Source organism: Muricauda sp. SCSIO 65647 (genome assembly GCF_021534965.1).
In the GTDB taxonomy this organism is placed as follows: domain Bacteria; phylum Bacteroidota; class Bacteroidia; order Flavobacteriales; family Flavobacteriaceae; genus Flagellimonas_A.
Genome location: NZ_CP091037.1, coordinates 1,850,131 through 1,863,743, shown reverse-complemented (window position 1 = coordinate 1,863,743; position 13,613 = coordinate 1,850,131). Strand labels below are relative to the sequence as shown.

At 43.7% G+C, this 13,613-nt stretch carries 17 protein-coding genes; 7 read left to right on the top strand and 10 right to left on the bottom strand.

The window, feature by feature from the left end:
• Positions 1-20: 20 nt before the first annotated feature.
• The 4 genes from L0P89_RS08295 to L0P89_RS08280 are packed head-to-tail and all read right to left on the bottom strand — an operon-like array spanning position 21 to position 2,961.
• Positions 21-407: a VOC family protein gene (locus L0P89_RS08295; RefSeq protein ID WP_235267937.1), complete on the bottom strand. Its 387-nt coding sequence runs from the start codon at positions 405-407 to the stop codon at positions 21-23.
• Positions 404-2,092: a single-stranded-DNA-specific exonuclease RecJ gene (gene recJ / locus L0P89_RS08290; protein WP_235267936.1), complete on the bottom strand. Its 1,689-nt coding sequence runs from the start codon at positions 2,090-2,092 to the stop codon at positions 404-406. The genes L0P89_RS08295 and recJ overlap by 4 nt, the downstream gene beginning before the upstream one ends.
• 57 nt (positions 2,093-2,149) lie before the next feature.
• Positions 2,150-2,500, bottom strand: coding sequence for a four helix bundle protein (locus tag L0P89_RS08285; protein ID WP_235267935.1), 351 nt, complete (start codon positions 2,498-2,500; stop codon positions 2,150-2,152).
• 32 nt (positions 2,501-2,532) lie between these two features.
• Positions 2,533-2,961: an OsmC family protein gene (locus L0P89_RS08280; RefSeq protein ID WP_235267934.1), complete on the bottom strand. Its 429-nt coding sequence runs from the start codon at positions 2,959-2,961 to the stop codon at positions 2,533-2,535.
• 49 nt (positions 2,962-3,010) lie between these two features.
• Here L0P89_RS08280 and L0P89_RS08275 point away from each other — a divergent pair, with 49 nt between their 5' ends.
• Complete coding sequence (locus L0P89_RS08275) at positions 3,011-3,613, top strand: carboxymuconolactone decarboxylase family protein (protein ID WP_235267933.1); 603 nt, start codon at positions 3,011-3,013, stop codon at positions 3,611-3,613.
• A gap of 79 nt (positions 3,614-3,692) precedes the next feature.
• On the opposite strand, the gene L0P89_RS08270 is transcribed toward L0P89_RS08275, so the two are convergent.
• Genes L0P89_RS08270 through L0P89_RS08255 form a run of 4 tightly spaced genes read right to left on the bottom strand, consistent with a single transcriptional unit; the run spans position 3,693 to position 6,030 of the window.
• Positions 3,693-4,262: a uracil-DNA glycosylase family protein gene (locus tag L0P89_RS08270; protein WP_235268010.1), complete on the bottom strand. Its 570-nt coding sequence runs from the start codon at positions 4,260-4,262 to the stop codon at positions 3,693-3,695.
• Positions 4,262-4,933, bottom strand: coding sequence for a 16S rRNA (cytidine(1402)-2'-O)-methyltransferase (gene rsmI, locus L0P89_RS08265; RefSeq protein ID WP_235267932.1), 672 nt, complete (start codon positions 4,931-4,933; stop codon positions 4,262-4,264). Before rsmI ends, L0P89_RS08270 begins: the two co-directional genes overlap by 1 nt.
• A gap of 9 nt (positions 4,934-4,942) precedes the next feature.
• Positions 4,943-5,296, bottom strand: coding sequence for a DoxX family protein (locus L0P89_RS08260; protein ID WP_235267931.1), 354 nt, complete (start codon positions 5,294-5,296; stop codon positions 4,943-4,945).
• Between the two features lie 47 nt (positions 5,297-5,343).
• On the bottom strand, positions 5,344-6,030 hold the full coding sequence (locus L0P89_RS08255; RefSeq protein WP_235268009.1) for a hypothetical protein: 687 nt from the start codon (positions 6,028-6,030) through the stop codon (positions 5,344-5,346).
• A gap of 156 nt (positions 6,031-6,186) precedes the next feature.
• Here L0P89_RS08255 and L0P89_RS08250 point away from each other — a divergent pair, with 156 nt between their 5' ends.
• The 4 genes from L0P89_RS08250 (at position 6,187) to L0P89_RS08235 (ending at position 9,558) form a co-directional block, all read left to right on the top strand.
• Positions 6,187-6,831, top strand: a complete 645-nt coding sequence (locus tag L0P89_RS08250; RefSeq protein WP_235267930.1) for a thymidine kinase — start codon at positions 6,187-6,189, stop codon at positions 6,829-6,831.
• Complete coding sequence (gene alr, locus L0P89_RS08245; protein WP_235267929.1) at positions 6,824-7,930, top strand: alanine racemase; 1,107 nt, start codon at positions 6,824-6,826, stop codon at positions 7,928-7,930. The genes L0P89_RS08250 and alr overlap by 8 nt, the downstream gene beginning before the upstream one ends.
• 73 nt (positions 7,931-8,003) lie before the next feature.
• Positions 8,004-8,405, top strand: a complete 402-nt coding sequence (gene mscL / locus L0P89_RS08240; RefSeq protein WP_235267928.1) for a large conductance mechanosensitive channel protein MscL — start codon at positions 8,004-8,006, stop codon at positions 8,403-8,405.
• 163 nt (positions 8,406-8,568) lie between these two features.
• Positions 8,569-9,558, top strand: coding sequence for an aspartate-semialdehyde dehydrogenase (locus L0P89_RS08235; protein ID WP_235267927.1), 990 nt, complete (start codon positions 8,569-8,571; stop codon positions 9,556-9,558).
• A 28-nt stretch (positions 9,559-9,586) separates the two neighbouring features.
• Here L0P89_RS08235 and L0P89_RS08230 read toward each other — a convergent pair whose 3' ends face one another.
• Both L0P89_RS08230 and L0P89_RS08225 read right to left on the bottom strand, forming a co-directional pair.
• Positions 9,587-10,315, bottom strand: a complete 729-nt coding sequence (locus L0P89_RS08230) for a LytTR family DNA-binding domain-containing protein (RefSeq protein ID WP_235267926.1) — start codon at positions 10,313-10,315, stop codon at positions 9,587-9,589.
• Positions 10,305-11,402 (bottom strand): sensor histidine kinase, encoded by a 1,098-nt coding sequence (locus L0P89_RS08225; protein ID WP_235267925.1) that lies wholly within the window; start codon positions 11,400-11,402, stop codon positions 10,305-10,307. Before L0P89_RS08225 ends, L0P89_RS08230 begins: the two co-directional genes overlap by 11 nt.
• 219 nt (positions 11,403-11,621) lie before the next feature.
• Here L0P89_RS08225 and L0P89_RS08220 point away from each other — a divergent pair, with 219 nt between their 5' ends.
• Positions 11,622-12,737 (top strand): serine hydrolase domain-containing protein, encoded by a 1,116-nt coding sequence (locus L0P89_RS08220; RefSeq protein ID WP_235267924.1) that lies wholly within the window; start codon positions 11,622-11,624, stop codon positions 12,735-12,737.
• Positions 12,738-12,753: 16 nt separating this feature from the next.
• On the top strand, positions 12,754-13,554 hold the full coding sequence (locus tag L0P89_RS08215) for an alpha/beta fold hydrolase (RefSeq protein ID WP_235267923.1): 801 nt from the start codon (positions 12,754-12,756) through the stop codon (positions 13,552-13,554).
• Positions 13,555-13,613: the final 59 nt, after the last annotated feature.

Sequence of the window (13,613 nt, the reverse complement as noted above, 5' to 3'; positions counted from 1 at the left end):
ATATGGACGTATGTGGCAGGCTATTCAGTAATCTCGACTCGGTTGCCCTCAGGGTCGAGCACTACGCTTTCATAGTAGCCATCGCCTGTGGTTCTAGGTTCGCCTACTATACTGAAACCATCAGCTCTGAGTTTTTCGGTCAGGGTGTCGACTTTTCTTTTTGACCCTACTGAAATGGCAAAGTGAACCAGTCCGAGACGTTCACTTTCTTGACTCACCAAAAAAGGAATTTCCGGTTTGTGCATCAATTCAAGTCTCGAACCTGTACCAAAATCCAAAAAGTAGGAGGTGAAGTTTTTCGTTGGGTTTTCATACCGCTCTCCTGCCCTGGCATTGAAATGGATTTCATAGAAATCTTTCATGGCTTCAAGGTCAGCTACCCAAATGGCCAAATGTTCTATTCTCATTTGATATCCCTTAGTTTTAATTGCAGGCTCACTTGTCCGTTCCATTCATTCTCATCCAAAGAAAATACAACATCAAAACGATGTTTCTTTTTTACCACATCTAGTTTATTTCCCAAATTGAACCCAATAGTACCAATAGGCCTTGAGCCTTTTTGGGTCAATGAAAGCTTCAAATGCTTTTCATCTTCGCCCACCCCTCTTCCATAGCCCGTGTCTTGAACATCTTTGGCCATAAAAATAGGCGTCATATTGCCAGGCCCGAAGGGAGCGAATTGGCGAATGATTCGCATTAATTTCGGTGTAATGTCTTTCAATTCGATCTGGGTGTCAACCGAAATTTCAGGGGTCAACAATATGGGGTCTATGGTCTCAGAGACCACTTTTTCAAATTGTTTCTTGAAGGTTTCGTATTGTTCTTCAAGTAACGTGAGCCCCGCAGCGTACTTATGTCCGCCGAACTGCTCTATATGGTCAGAACAGCCTTCCAAGGCTTCATATACATCAAACCCTTTTACTGAACGTGCCGAGGCTGCCAGCTTATCACCGCTTTTGGTAAAGACCAGCGTGGGGCGATAGTATGTCTCGGTCAGTCTCGAGGCCACGATGCCGATAACGCCCTTATGCCAATGTTCGGCATAGACCACAGAGGTGAAGTATTCCTCTTCTTTATTATCGCGAATCTGGATCAAGGCCTCTTCGGTAATTTCTTGATCTAGCCCCCTACGGTCAAGATTGAACAGTTCAATTTTCTTGGCAAATTCAACGGCCTTGTCCAAATCGGTCTCTATGAGGAGGTCAACCGCGTATTGGCCATGCTTCATACGACCCGCAGCATTGATTCGGGGGGCAATGATAAATACCACATCTGTGATGGTCAAGGTTTTCTTTTTGATCTGGTCAATGATGGCCCGAAATCCGGTTCGTGGATTAATGTTGATCACTTGTAGGCCATAATGGGCCAACACCCTGTTTTCACCGGTTATCGGTACAATATCGGCCCCTATCGCCGTGGCGACCAAATCGAGATAGGGCTCCAGATCATCAATGGTCTGTCCTCTTTTCAAAGCCAAGGCCTGGGTTAATTTAAACCCAATTCCGCAGCCACAAAGTTCTTTATAGGGGTAATCGCAATCTCTCCTTTTGGGGTCTAAGACCGCAACGGCTTCTGGGAGCTGTTCACCAGGCCTATGGTGGTCGCAGATGACGAAATCTATTCCTTTTTTCTTGGCATATTCAATCTGCCGAATTGCCTTGACGCCACAATCCAAGGCGATGATCAATGAAAAACCGTTGTCGTCGGCAAAGTCTATTCCCTCAAATGAAACCCCATAGCCTTCAGTATAACGATCAGGTATGTATGTTGCCACATTCTCATAGTACTCGCCCAAATAGGTAAACAACAGGGCCACTGCAGTGGTACCATCGACGTCATAATCACCATATATCAAAATGTTTTCCTTATTGGCGATTGCCTTTTCGATTCGGCCAACGGCAATATCCATATCCTTCATCAAAAAAGGATCATGTAAATCTGTGAGTTGCGGCCTAAAAAAATTTTTGGCCTCCTCGTAATTGGTTATTCCCCGTTGCAGGAGCAATTGTGCTACCAAACCGTCGACTTTCAGTTCGTTGGAAAGCCGCTCGATATCTTTTTGGTCAGGTTTTGGTTTTAGTGTCCAGCGCATAATTGAAGTTCAAGAGTCAAGCCCAAGTTTAAGTTCAAGTGTAGGGATCAAGTGCATCTACAGCTTGTTTTTGATAATGGTCGCGATGATTTTTATCAGCTGCTCAACCTCGTCTAATAGTCTCATACGTTTGTTAACATTGCCGTATTCAATTTTTGACAAAATCTTCAGGTTCACCCTTGTTTCCTTTAGTTCCCTAAGGCTGATTCCTGCTCTATGGGCATAATCCCTATCAGTAATGGTTCCTTGGGCTTCCCCAAAATTCAAGGCCGCACTTCCTGACGAACGCAACATTTGATTACCGTTGTAATTGCCCGTAAAATTATTGGGCAACTTTTCGCTAAAAAGGGTGACGGCGGCAGCAAAATCGACTAACCTATCTTCTAAATCATACCTTTTATCATTCATTTTGAACTTGGGACTTGTGCTTGTGCTTGAACTTATCTTGTATGAAAAACCGTTTCAATGTCCATCTTGGCAAACCGTCTGAACATCTCCATCACGCCACAATACTTTTCTAAAGACAGGTCTACGGCACGTTGTAATTTGGCCTCATTGAGATTGGAACCGTAAAAATGGTATTCGATACTGACCTTGTCATAATACCTTGGGTGCTCATCGGTAAGCGAACCAATGGTCTCAATATGGAAATCATCGACTTCCAATTTCATCTTTTTTATCAGCGAGGCAACATCTAGGCCAGAGCACCCTGCCAAGCCAGATAACATAAGAGCTTTCGGGCGAAGGCCAGCCCCATCACCCCCATCTTCAGGACTCGCATCTATTTTCAGGGTTAACCCCGATGGATTATTACTCTCGAAGGCCATATTGCCCAACCACTTTGTTGAAATATGATTTGTTGTTGCCATAAAATTTTGTTTCTTGTAAAAATCAAAAGTACAATAAAATCAACCCCCGATGGCACTTGTAGAACCACTAGACCCCAATCACGACCCAGAGACCAAAGAACTGGCCGAATTCTTTAACGAGACCTTGGGTTTTTGCCCAAATTCGGTATTGACCATGCAGCACCGACCGGCTATTTCAAAGGCCTTCATTAATTTGAACAAGGCCGTCATGGCCAATGAAGGGCGTGTTACCTCGGCCCTAAAACGCATGATAGCCTGGGTGAGCAGCAATGCCACGGGTTGCCGTTATTGCCAAGCCCATGCCATTAGAGCCGCTGAGCGCTATGGTGCCAAACAAGAACAATTAGACAATATTTGGGAATACCGCACCCACGAGGCCTTTTCTGATGCAGAACGCGCCGCTTTGGATTTTGCGTTGGCCGCCTCACAGGTACCCAATACCGTGAATGCCACAATCAAAAGACAACTTCATAAATATTGGAATGATGGTGAAATTGTTGAAATGTTGGGGGTCATCTCGCTATTTGGGTACCTCAATCGCTGGAATGACTCAATGGGTACCTCGATCGAAGATGGTGCCGTAGAAAGCGCCGAGCAATATCTGGGCAAATACGGTTGGCAGAAAGGAAAACATGATGGGAGTAGGTATTAGATTTTAGACGCTAGACCGCTTCGCTATTAGAAATTAGGTTTTTCTTCTTTGTCATTCCCGTGACCAGAAGAATGGCAACTTAAATGAACTTAGAGACCAAGTTGTTCAATTTAGGCAAAACTTCTTCTCCGAACCACGGATTTTTACTTAACCAAAACCGGTTTCTTGGTGATGGATGCGGTAACACAAAATATTCGGGCAAGTAGTCTTTGAAGTTCCTCACCGTTTCGGTCAAATTTTTGCCCATTTTGTTCCCCAAATAATAATTTTGGGCATACTGGCCAATCAAAATAATCATCTGCAGGTTTGGCATTTTTTTTAATAGTGGTTCATGCCAGAGTGGGGCACATTCGGTGCGGGGCGGCAAATCACCTGATTTGCCTTTTCCGGGATAGCAGAAACCCATGGGTATAAGTGCCATCTTGGTCTCATCATAAAACACCTCATCAGTGACACCCAGCCATTTTCGCAATTGCCTTCCGCTGGGGTCGTCCCATGGTATGCCCGTTTCGTGCACCTTCTTACCAGGTGCTTGGCCGATGATGGCGATTTTGGCTTTTGAATTTGCCGCAACGATAGGGCGTGGCCCCAAGGGCAGATGCTTAGTGCAGACCGTGCAGTTTCTGATATCTGAAAGCAGTTTTTCCATCATTTCTTTCCAGCTACCACGATGACCAGTTCTCCCTTAGGCGGGTTTTCTGTGAAATGTTGCAATACCCCTGATAGCGTTCCGCGGATGTTTTCTTCATATAGTTTGGTGAGTTCTCGAGAGACCGAAGCTGGTCTGTTTTCTCCAAAATACTCCGTAAACTGGGTCAAGGTCTTCAATAATTTATGCGGACTCTCATAAAACACCATGGTACGGGTCTCTTCCTTTAGGGCCATCAACCGTGTCTGGCGACCCTTTTTTATGGGAAGGAAACCTTCAAAAACAAATCGGTCATTGGGCAGGCCACTGTTCACCAACGCCGGAACAAAGGCCGTGGCCCCAGGAAGGCATTCGACCTCAACATCGTTTTCGATACAGGCCCTTGTCAATAAAAATCCCGGATCGGAAATGGCCGGGGTGCCCGCATCTGAAACAAGGGCAAAAATTTCCCCAGATTTCATACGTTCGACCAAGGCGTTTACCGTTTTATGCTCGTTGTGCATATGGTGGCTCTGCATTGGGGTCAAGATTTCATAATGCTGCAAGAGCTTCCCACTGGTGCGGGTGTCTTCCGCCAGAATCAAATCAACCTCTTTGAGCACCTTGATGGCCCGAAAGGTCATGTCTTCCAAATTGCCAATGGGCGTGGGCACCAAATATAACTTTCCCATGGGGTGAAGTTAAGGCCTAACTTCCTTTCCTGTGAAATAAGAAAGCATTACCGCCACAAAAGCAATGAGTGCTCCCATATGCTGCCCATCATTCACCATATAGTGGGCAAAAAAGGCCAGAACCGTATTGAAGAAAAACCCCGCATAGGCCCATTCTTTTAGGGCCTTTGAAAAATTGCCCCAAATGACGGCCAACCCCAAGATTTTTGCAATTGCCAAAGGATAGATCAAGTAGGTGGGATACCCCATGTTCACATAAAAGTCAGCAATCGCTTGATGGTTGAAGAAGTAGTTGTAAGCAGAAAAAAGCATGATAAGCGTCAAAATACCGGTTGACGCCCAATAGAGAATCTTTTTAAGCATAAACAAGATGATATTGGTTCGTTGCTAAAGGTAAGAAGAAAGCCACACTATGCGAACTTACGCTCGATCAGTGCCTTGAAACGATTCTCATACTCTTCTTTTCCTTCCCAACCGTTATACTCGGGCTTCACCATATTATCGATAAAAGACATGGAGCGTTCTTCGGTATCGATGGTATTCAATTGAGAAATGACCCGGTTATAATCTTCAGTGTTTTCATTGAACAGATGTTTCACAAAGGCCAAACGGTCATTGAGGCCTATCTGTAGCTTTTTGGTGGTCAACTTGTCATTGAGTGACTTTTGTTTGGGTTTTTCCGCCTCGATTTCGGATACTTCCGGTGTCAAAATCTCCTTATCACTTTTCATATTCGTCGGCTTGGCGATGAAATCTGAAAATATATATTCTACGGCCTCACTGGGCATTTCAGATACCATATCTTTTATCGTTTCCATACCTGGGGTAATGATATCTTCTTCATGGGGATTGGTCTCGGGCACTGAAGTATTGCCGCTTATAACAGCGGTAGCCATTTTTTCGAAACGGGCAGCCAATACATTTTTCGATACATCGACCTCGATATCGTTCAAATTTTCATCGATGAATTTCAAGACCGCCAACTTCTCATACAATTCTTTTGCCTTTTCATAAAGGTCGGTCAGTTCTTTATCTTCACGTGAAGTGATGATATCTGTTGACAGTTTTACCAGCTCTTCCCTAATCTTACGCTTCATCATTATAATTCTTTATATAAATGTAACACCAAAATCCGTGCCCTTTATTGAACAAAAGGTTAAATTTTGTTCTAAATGGCCGGTGTAAATTTTAGTAATTTTAAACTTCCTTTTAATAGAAACGGAAAACAGCTTACTTTCGTTTAAAAGTACAACATGTTTCTCGAAAACACGGTCAATCATAAAGAACAGTTCGGATGGATAGAGGTCATCTGCGGATCTATGTTCTCGGGCAAGACCGAAGAATTGATCCGACGATTGCGCCGTGCGCAGTTTGCAAAGCAAAAGGTCGAAATCTTCAAACCTATCGTCGATAGCCGATATGATGAGGAAATGGTGGTTTCGCACGATGACAACGAAATTCGGTCGACCCCTGTACCGGCCGCGGCAAATATTCGCCTTTTGGCCGACAGCTGTGATGTGGTGGGAATCGACGAGGCCCAGTTTTTCGATGATGAGATCATAACGGTCTGTAACGATTTGGCCAATCGAGGTGTTCGAGTGGTCATCGCCGGATTGGATATGGATTTCAAAGGCAATCCCTTTGGCCCCATGCCCGCTTTAATGGCCACCGCCGAATATGTGACCAAAGTTCACGCCGTTTGCACCCGTACCGGAAACCTTGCCAATTACAGTTTTAGAAAATCAAATGATGACAAGTTGGTACTCTTGGGCGAGACCGATGAGTACGAGCCTTTGAGCCGAGCGGCTTTCTATAAGGCCATGTTGAAAGAAAAGGTCGGCAAGATGCAGGTCGATGCCGAAGAAATCATCACTGAAAAGAAAGCGGCCAATGGGTAGAATCGGTGAGACCACTCTTGAAATTGACCTCTCTGCACTCGAACACAATTTCGACCATTTCAAATCAAGGCTCGACCCGCAGACCAAATTTCTGGCTGTGGTAAAGGCATTTGCCTATGGCAGTGATATGGTATCGATAGCCAAAAAACTTGAGGCCTTGAAGGTTGATTACTTTGCTGTGGCCTATGTCAGAGAAGGGGTGCTTTTACGCGATGCCGGTATCAAAACCCCCATTTTGGTACTGCACCCCCAAGTGATCAATTTTGGCGAGCTCATAGACCGCTGTCTAGAGCCCAGTCTTTATTCACCACGAATATTGCGTGACTTTTTGCAAGTGGCCAAAGAGAAGGCACAGCATAAGTATCCTGTACATCTCAAATTCAATACGGGCCTGAACCGTCTCGGATTTTGGGAAAATGATGTGAATCATATCTTAAAAGTGTTGGACGGAAGGGACGAGCTCGAAATAGTTTCTGTTTTTTCCCATCTGGCCGCTTCAGAAGACGAAAATGAACGCGCGTTCAGTCTTCAACAAATCGACACCTTTAAAAAAATCAGTACAGCGCTCACCCAAAAACTGAGCCATCGGCCCGTACGACATATGCTGAACACATCGGGCATTATCAACTATCCTGAAGCACAGTTCGAAATGGTACGCAGTGGTATCGGGCTATATGGGTATGGCAACCATCATGAAATTGATGAAATACTCAAACCCGTTGCCACACTGAAAACCGTTATTTCACAAATGCACAAAATAGAACCTGACGAAAGTGTTGGCTATAACCGTGCTTTCAAATCAGACGGCCATCGAATCACGGCCACGCTTCCCATTGGCCATGCCGATGGTATAGGAAGGCAATATGGGGGTGACAAGACCCATGTCTTTGTCAAGGGGAAAAGAGCGCCGATTATCGGTAATGTCTGCATGGACATGATTATGATCGATGTCACTGACATCGATTGTGAAGAGGGCGATGAGGTCGTTATTTTTGGCGGGAACCATTCCGCAGAAGAATTCGCCTCTTCTGCCCATACGATTTCTTACGAAATATTGACCGCCATCTCGCAACGGGTCAAACGGCTGATCATCCCCTAAATTGGATGGCTCTATTGCTATACATCGCTTTTTTGCCTACATTGTTACCGTATTAACCAATTAAACTATAGAAATGGGATTTGTTAGCGAATTCAAAGATTTCGCCATGAAAGGAAACCTCGTCGATATTGCTGTAGGTTTCGTCATGGGTGCCGCTTTCAACAAGGTGGTGGCCTCTTTTACCGGAGGTATCGTTTCTCCTCTCATCGGTCTCTTGTTCGATGCGGATTTTAAAAACCTAAAATACATTATCAAAGAAGGAACCATGAACGATGCGGGTGAAAAAGTGGGCGAAGTTGCTGTTCTATATGGTGATTTTCTCACCAATGTAATCGACTTCTTGATCGTGGCATTTGTCATGTTCTTGATCGTCAAAGGCGTCAACAAAATGAAGAAGAAAGAAGAACCGGCTCCAGACCCCGGGCCATCAGAAAAAGATCTTTTGATGGAAATACGCGATGCGCTGAAAAAATAATGGCCGTAAGCGGCAGACCGCTACACCAGGTTTAACCCAAACCACCATGACAAAACATGGTGGTTGTTTTATTTATAACAATCTGTGATTTTTTGAAATACGCTTCAAGAAGTATTGTACAACCAAATACGTGCAGTACATTTGCTCTCTAAAATCAAATGCAATGAAAGTAGCAGTTGTAGGAGCAACAGGCATGGTAGGTGAAGTGATGCTAAAGGTGTTGGCCGAGCGAAATTTTCCGATAACCGAGTTGTTATTGGTCGCCTCTGAGCAATCTGTTGGAAAGAAACTAACCTTTAAAAACAAAGAATACAGTGTCATTGGTCTAGAAACCGCCGTTGCTGCCAAACCTGATATTGCCATCCTCTCTGCAGGCGGCGATACTTCTTTGGAATGGGCCCCTAAGTTTGCCGAAGTCGGCACAACGGTGGTCGATAATTCATCTGCATGGCGCATGGACCCCACCAAAAAATTGGTGGTGCCCGAAATCAATGCCCATGTGCTCACCAACGAAGACAAAATCATTGCCAACCCCAACTGTTCGACCATTCAAATGGTCATGGCCCTGAACCCTTTGCACAAAAAATACAAAATGAAGCGGGTGGTCGTTTCGACTTACCAATCGGTTTCTGGTACAGGCATTAAAGCGGTACAGCAGTTAGAAAATGAAATGGCCGGCGTACAGGGTGAAATGGCCTATCCGTACCCTATCAACAGAAACGCCCTGCCCCACTGTGATGTGTTTTTAGAAAACGGTTATACCAAAGAAGAGATGAAGCTTGCCCGTGAGCCGCAAAAAATATTGGACGATCGTACGTTCTCGGTTTCGGCAACAGCGGTTCGAATTCCTACGGCGGGCGGGCACTCAGAATCAGTAAATGTCGAATTTCACAATGATTTTGATTTATCGGAGGTACGAAAGCTACTCAACGAAACCCACGGGGTGACCGTACAAGACAATCCTGATACGAACACCTACCCCATGCCCATCTATGCGCATGATAAAGACGAAGTCTTTGTGGGCCGTATACGAAGGGATGAAACCCAGCGTAACACCTTGAACATGTGGATCGTCTCTGACAACCTACGTAAGGGGGCCGCTACCAATGCGGTACAAATCGCTGAGTATTTAGTGGAAAAAGACTTGGTTTAAGTTCATTCCCCAATTACTTTGGTCAACATCACTTTTTGAGTAGTCTGTTTTTTGTCAACAACGCCAAGACAGCTTCTTTCTTGGTGCGCCCTATGGGTATTTTATGGTTTTGGATGATCAATTGGTTGCCACTTATGACCTCAACTTTGTCCAGTGACGATATAAAAGACTTGTGAACCTGAAAAAACGATTCTTTGGGGAGACATTCCATTACATTCTTGAGTGGCAAATGGGCAATATAGGTTTGCTCTTTGGTAAAAATTTTGACGTAATTCTGCATGCCTTCCACAAACAGGATATCATCAAACTTTATTTTCACCAATTCTTTGTCGATACGAACAAAAAGAAAATCATCTTCATCTGCAGGTTTTGTATCGGCAATACCTTCTTTTTGATCGCCGAGAATGACTTTGTGGGCCTTATTACAGGCCTGCAGAAACCGTTCCATTGAAATGGGCTTCACCAAATAATCGACCACGTCATATTCGAAACTTTCGACCGCATATTCGGTATATGCCGTTGTAAAAATGACTTTAGGCGGGTTTTGTAATGATTTCAGAAAATCCATCCCCGAAATCAAGGGCATTTCAATATCCAAAAAAATAAGGTGTATGTCCTCTGCTTTTAAAAGCGTATTGGCCTGTATGGCATTCTTGCACAGCCCCTTGAGCTCAAGAAAATCCAAGGCGGAAACATACTCTTGCAATCCTTTTCGGGCCAAGGCCTCATCATCTATGATCAAACAATTAATTTTCATGCAAACTGAGTATCAATTCTACTTGAAATTTACGGTCTTCAGAAGAAATTGTCAATTGATGCTTGTCATTGGGGTACATCAATGCCAGTCGTCGTTTCACATTGACCAAGCCAATGCCCCCTTCGCTCTCGGGTTTCTTCTTTAGTTTGGGATCTGTGCTGTTTTCAATAAAAATGTGCAGTACATTGCCCGTTACCCCAAGGGCAATGTTCACATAATTTCGTTCTCTTTCTGAATTATGGCTCAAATATTTAAATGCGTTCTCTAAAAAGGGCGAAATCAATAAAGGAGCGATTTTTAACCCCTTGAATTGATTGTCTGACATATCGGGAAAATCAATAGAGAATACCGCATCTTCCCCTTTTCTTATCTCTTCAATGTTCACATAGTTCTTCAAATATTCAAGTTCTTTTTGCAAGGAAATGAAATCTACATTGCACTCGTATAATTGATAGCGCAACAGTCCCGAAAACTGAAGCAGGGTATGCTTCGCCAATTCATTGTTCGAACCGATCAAGTGGTAAATGCTGTTGATCCCGTTGAACAAAAAATGGGGGTTGATCTGCGCTTTTAAAAAATCGAGTTCTGAACGCAACTTGTCTTTTTCCAACTGGTTCTTTTGCTTTTCATTTCTAATCCAATCTTTTGGAAATCGATAGGCAAATGAAAAAATGAGACAGGCCAAATTGGCCGTCAAGGTATTGGCAAAAACCAAAGTTGCAAAGGCCCCAAAATCTTCGGAACCATCGCTGTTTTTTTCTTGAAGGCCATGCTTTTGAATCAGTACCAAAATATCGACCAGAGATTCTATGGCACAAACCACCAAGAGCGACCCGACAGCAAAAAACCAATATTTCCATTTCTTGCGTTGGCTAAAATATTTGGGAATCAAATAGTAATAATTGCCATAAAAAATAATAGCTCCAAAAACAGTTCCATAGAGCACCGGAAGAAAAATGGATCCTTCTGAACGAGCGAAAAATCCCCATGTCAAATCCACAGCCTTGCTACTCATCAGAAAGACAAAACCCAGCCAACTCAATGAATGAACGATCAGTCTTCTAAAATGTTTTGCTTTCCAGGCCATCGTTGGAATCTTGGTGATAAATCACCTGAAAGGTATTCAATCCTTTTTAACTGAAAATAAAAAGTTTACCAACATGCCATAAGTGTTGACCAATGGCAAAAAGTTGCCAGATAAAGGGAAAAACGGTGTTTGTCAACACCTCTCTTTCGATGGTCAACAAAGTTTTAAAATGAGGCAAGGCTACTCTTCCTTTGGCGGGTAATCTTTAAATCAGCGATCATGAAAACACTAGTTCTATTTCTTGTTTCACTCTTGAGTCTTACTACCCTAAGTTGCAGTAAAGACAATGATCCCATTGTGCCCACCCCCTCTTTGAGTGTAGGAAAAGCAGGTGATACGCTATTGGTGCCCAATCTTGAAAAAATTCTTGAAGACCTAAATGTTCCTTCACTTGCCACAATGACCATGGGCACAAATGGCGTTTTGGAAAAAGAAGCCGTTGGGGTTCACTCTGCCCATACGACAACCCAGGTCAGTACGAACAACAAATGGCACATTGGTTCCATTACAAAATCGATGACCGCGACCTTGATAGGGATATTGGTCGAAAAAGGCCATTTAGAATGGACGACCACTATTGGCGATGTCGCTTCTGAAGGATATCTCGAGGAATATAAAGAGGTCAACTTCATACAATTATTGTCGCATACAAGTGGTGTCTCGCCAAATGATTATTCTGTTGACCATCACGATACAAGTAACATCTCTGAAATAAGGCAAGAATGGGCCATTGCCGTTTTGAACCAACCAAGAGAAAATGGTTTCGCCTACAGCAATAATGGCTATGTGGTTGCCGGTGTTATGTTAGAGCTGATTATGCAAACCTCTTGGGAAGACCTGATGACCACCTATCTTTTCGATCCCCTTGCTATGGAAAATACCCATTTTGGTGCCCCTGGCAATGACGGTGATGAGCAGCCTTGGGGACATCAGTTTGAACATGGGGAATGGGAGCCCAAGGACCCAATGGATATTTTCTCTGACAACCCCATTGCCTTAGGGCCTGCAGGTACCGTTCACACCACATTGGATGATTTGGCAAAATATATCGAATTGCACATGGGGAAAACGAATATCGTAAAACCAGAGACTTTGGATCTATTACATAAAGAGGTCGGTAATTCTGGTTATGCCCTAGGGTGGAATGTTACTGAAAATGGTATTTTTCATTCAGGTAGCAATGCCAAATGGTTCGCCCAACTTTTCTTAAGTGCCGATCGAACCTTTTCCAATTTTGCAGTGACCAATTCTTATGATAGGGAAGGGAAAAAAAGTATTCCCGCGGTTCTTGAGGCAATGCGAATCATGGGAGAGCGCTTTTCAAATAGTCAGTAAATCGAAAATCAAAGTAATGAAAAACGTATTCTCATACAGCTTCTTGCCGCTTCTAACAGTTCTTCTGTTCGTTAACTGCGCCCCATTGCAAAATGTTACCCGACAACAAGTCAAAAATAGAACCGTTGAGCAGATCATCATGGGTGAAGGTACGGCCACCATAGTGCTCGAAACAGGCATGGGCCCGACAATGGACACTTGGAGACCCATTCTTGACTCGTTGGCCACCATAGCAAAGGTATACGCCTATAACCGACCAGGGTATGGTTCGAGTACAGTGGTCGATCCGCCCAAGAACGTGGTCGAGGTAGCCCAACAATTACATCAAAACCTTAGGTCAAATAACGTGCCCCCTCCTTACCTATTGATCGGGCACTCGGCGGGTGGATTATACATCAATATGTTTGCACGATTGTACCCTGGGCAAGTAACCGGAGTTATCTTTTTGGATGCTTCACACCCAGGGCAATTCGAGTATTTTAAAAACGAACATGGGTTGATCTATAACACATTGGTCATGTCTATCAAAAAAAGTAACCGAAAGTATGAGCTCGATATTGTCAAAAATGCCCATAATGATTTTAATGGAAAACCCGGTTTTCCAGAAGTTCCGATTTCCGTTTTGACCGCAGGTAAAAAATCATCTATTTTAGAAAGCAAAAAACTAAGGGATCAATGGTTGGTCTTTCAAAATGAACTGGCTGAAATGTCTCCAAAAAGCACGCATCTCATCGTTGATGGAAGTGGTCATTATATTCATCACGATAGGCCCAATGTGATCATCGCCGAAGTACGAAAAATTTTGGCTCGGCATTAAATCGCAGTAAAGGGTTAAAATTCGTTAAACCTTTGGATTTTCAACAAATTCAAAGGTTT

Excerpts from the sequence above, each read along its gene's own strand:
- L0P89_RS08215 (WP_235267923.1), top strand. The coding sequence starts at position 12,754 with ATGAAAAACGTATTCTCATACAGCTTCTTGCCGCTTCTAACAGTTCTT.
- L0P89_RS08260 (WP_235267931.1), bottom strand. The coding sequence starts at position 5,296 with ATGCTTAAAAAGATTCTCTATTGGGCGTCAACCGGTATTTTGACGCTT.
- rsmI (WP_235267932.1), bottom strand. The coding sequence starts at position 4,933 with ATGGGAAAGTTATATTTGGTGCCCACGCCCATTGGCAATTTGGAAGAC.
- L0P89_RS08225 (WP_235267925.1), bottom strand. The coding sequence starts at position 11,402 with ATGGCCTGGAAAGCAAAACATTTTAGAAGACTGATCGTTCATTCATTG.
- L0P89_RS08270 (WP_235268010.1), bottom strand. The coding sequence starts at position 4,262 with ATGGAAAAACTGCTTTCAGATATCAGAAACTGCACGGTCTGCACTAAG.
- mscL (WP_235267928.1), top strand. The coding sequence starts at position 8,004 with ATGGGATTTGTTAGCGAATTCAAAGATTTCGCCATGAAAGGAAACCTC.
- L0P89_RS08295 (WP_235267937.1), bottom strand. The coding sequence starts at position 407 with ATGAGAATAGAACATTTGGCCATTTGGGTAGCTGACCTTGAAGCCATG.
- L0P89_RS08285 (WP_235267935.1), bottom strand. The coding sequence starts at position 2,500 with ATGAATGATAAAAGGTATGATTTAGAAGATAGGTTAGTCGATTTTGCT.
- L0P89_RS08230 (WP_235267926.1), bottom strand. The coding sequence starts at position 10,315 with ATGAAAATTAATTGTTTGATCATAGATGATGAGGCCTTGGCCCGAAAA.
- L0P89_RS08275 (WP_235267933.1), top strand. The coding sequence starts at position 3,011 with ATGGCACTTGTAGAACCACTAGACCCCAATCACGACCCAGAGACCAAA.
- L0P89_RS08255 (WP_235268009.1), bottom strand. The coding sequence starts at position 6,030 with ATGAAGCGTAAGATTAGGGAAGAGCTGGTAAAACTGTCAACAGATATC.
- L0P89_RS08220 (WP_235267924.1), top strand. The coding sequence starts at position 11,622 with ATGAAAACACTAGTTCTATTTCTTGTTTCACTCTTGAGTCTTACTACC.
- L0P89_RS08250 (WP_235267930.1), top strand. The coding sequence starts at position 6,187 with ATGTTTCTCGAAAACACGGTCAATCATAAAGAACAGTTCGGATGGATA.
- L0P89_RS08235 (WP_235267927.1), top strand. The coding sequence starts at position 8,569 with ATGAAAGTAGCAGTTGTAGGAGCAACAGGCATGGTAGGTGAAGTGATG.
- alr (WP_235267929.1), top strand. The coding sequence starts at position 6,824 with ATGGGTAGAATCGGTGAGACCACTCTTGAAATTGACCTCTCTGCACTC.
- L0P89_RS08280 (WP_235267934.1), bottom strand. The coding sequence starts at position 2,961 with ATGGCAACAACAAATCATATTTCAACAAAGTGGTTGGGCAATATGGCC.
- recJ (WP_235267936.1), bottom strand. The coding sequence starts at position 2,092 with ATGCGCTGGACACTAAAACCAAAACCTGACCAAAAAGATATCGAGCGG.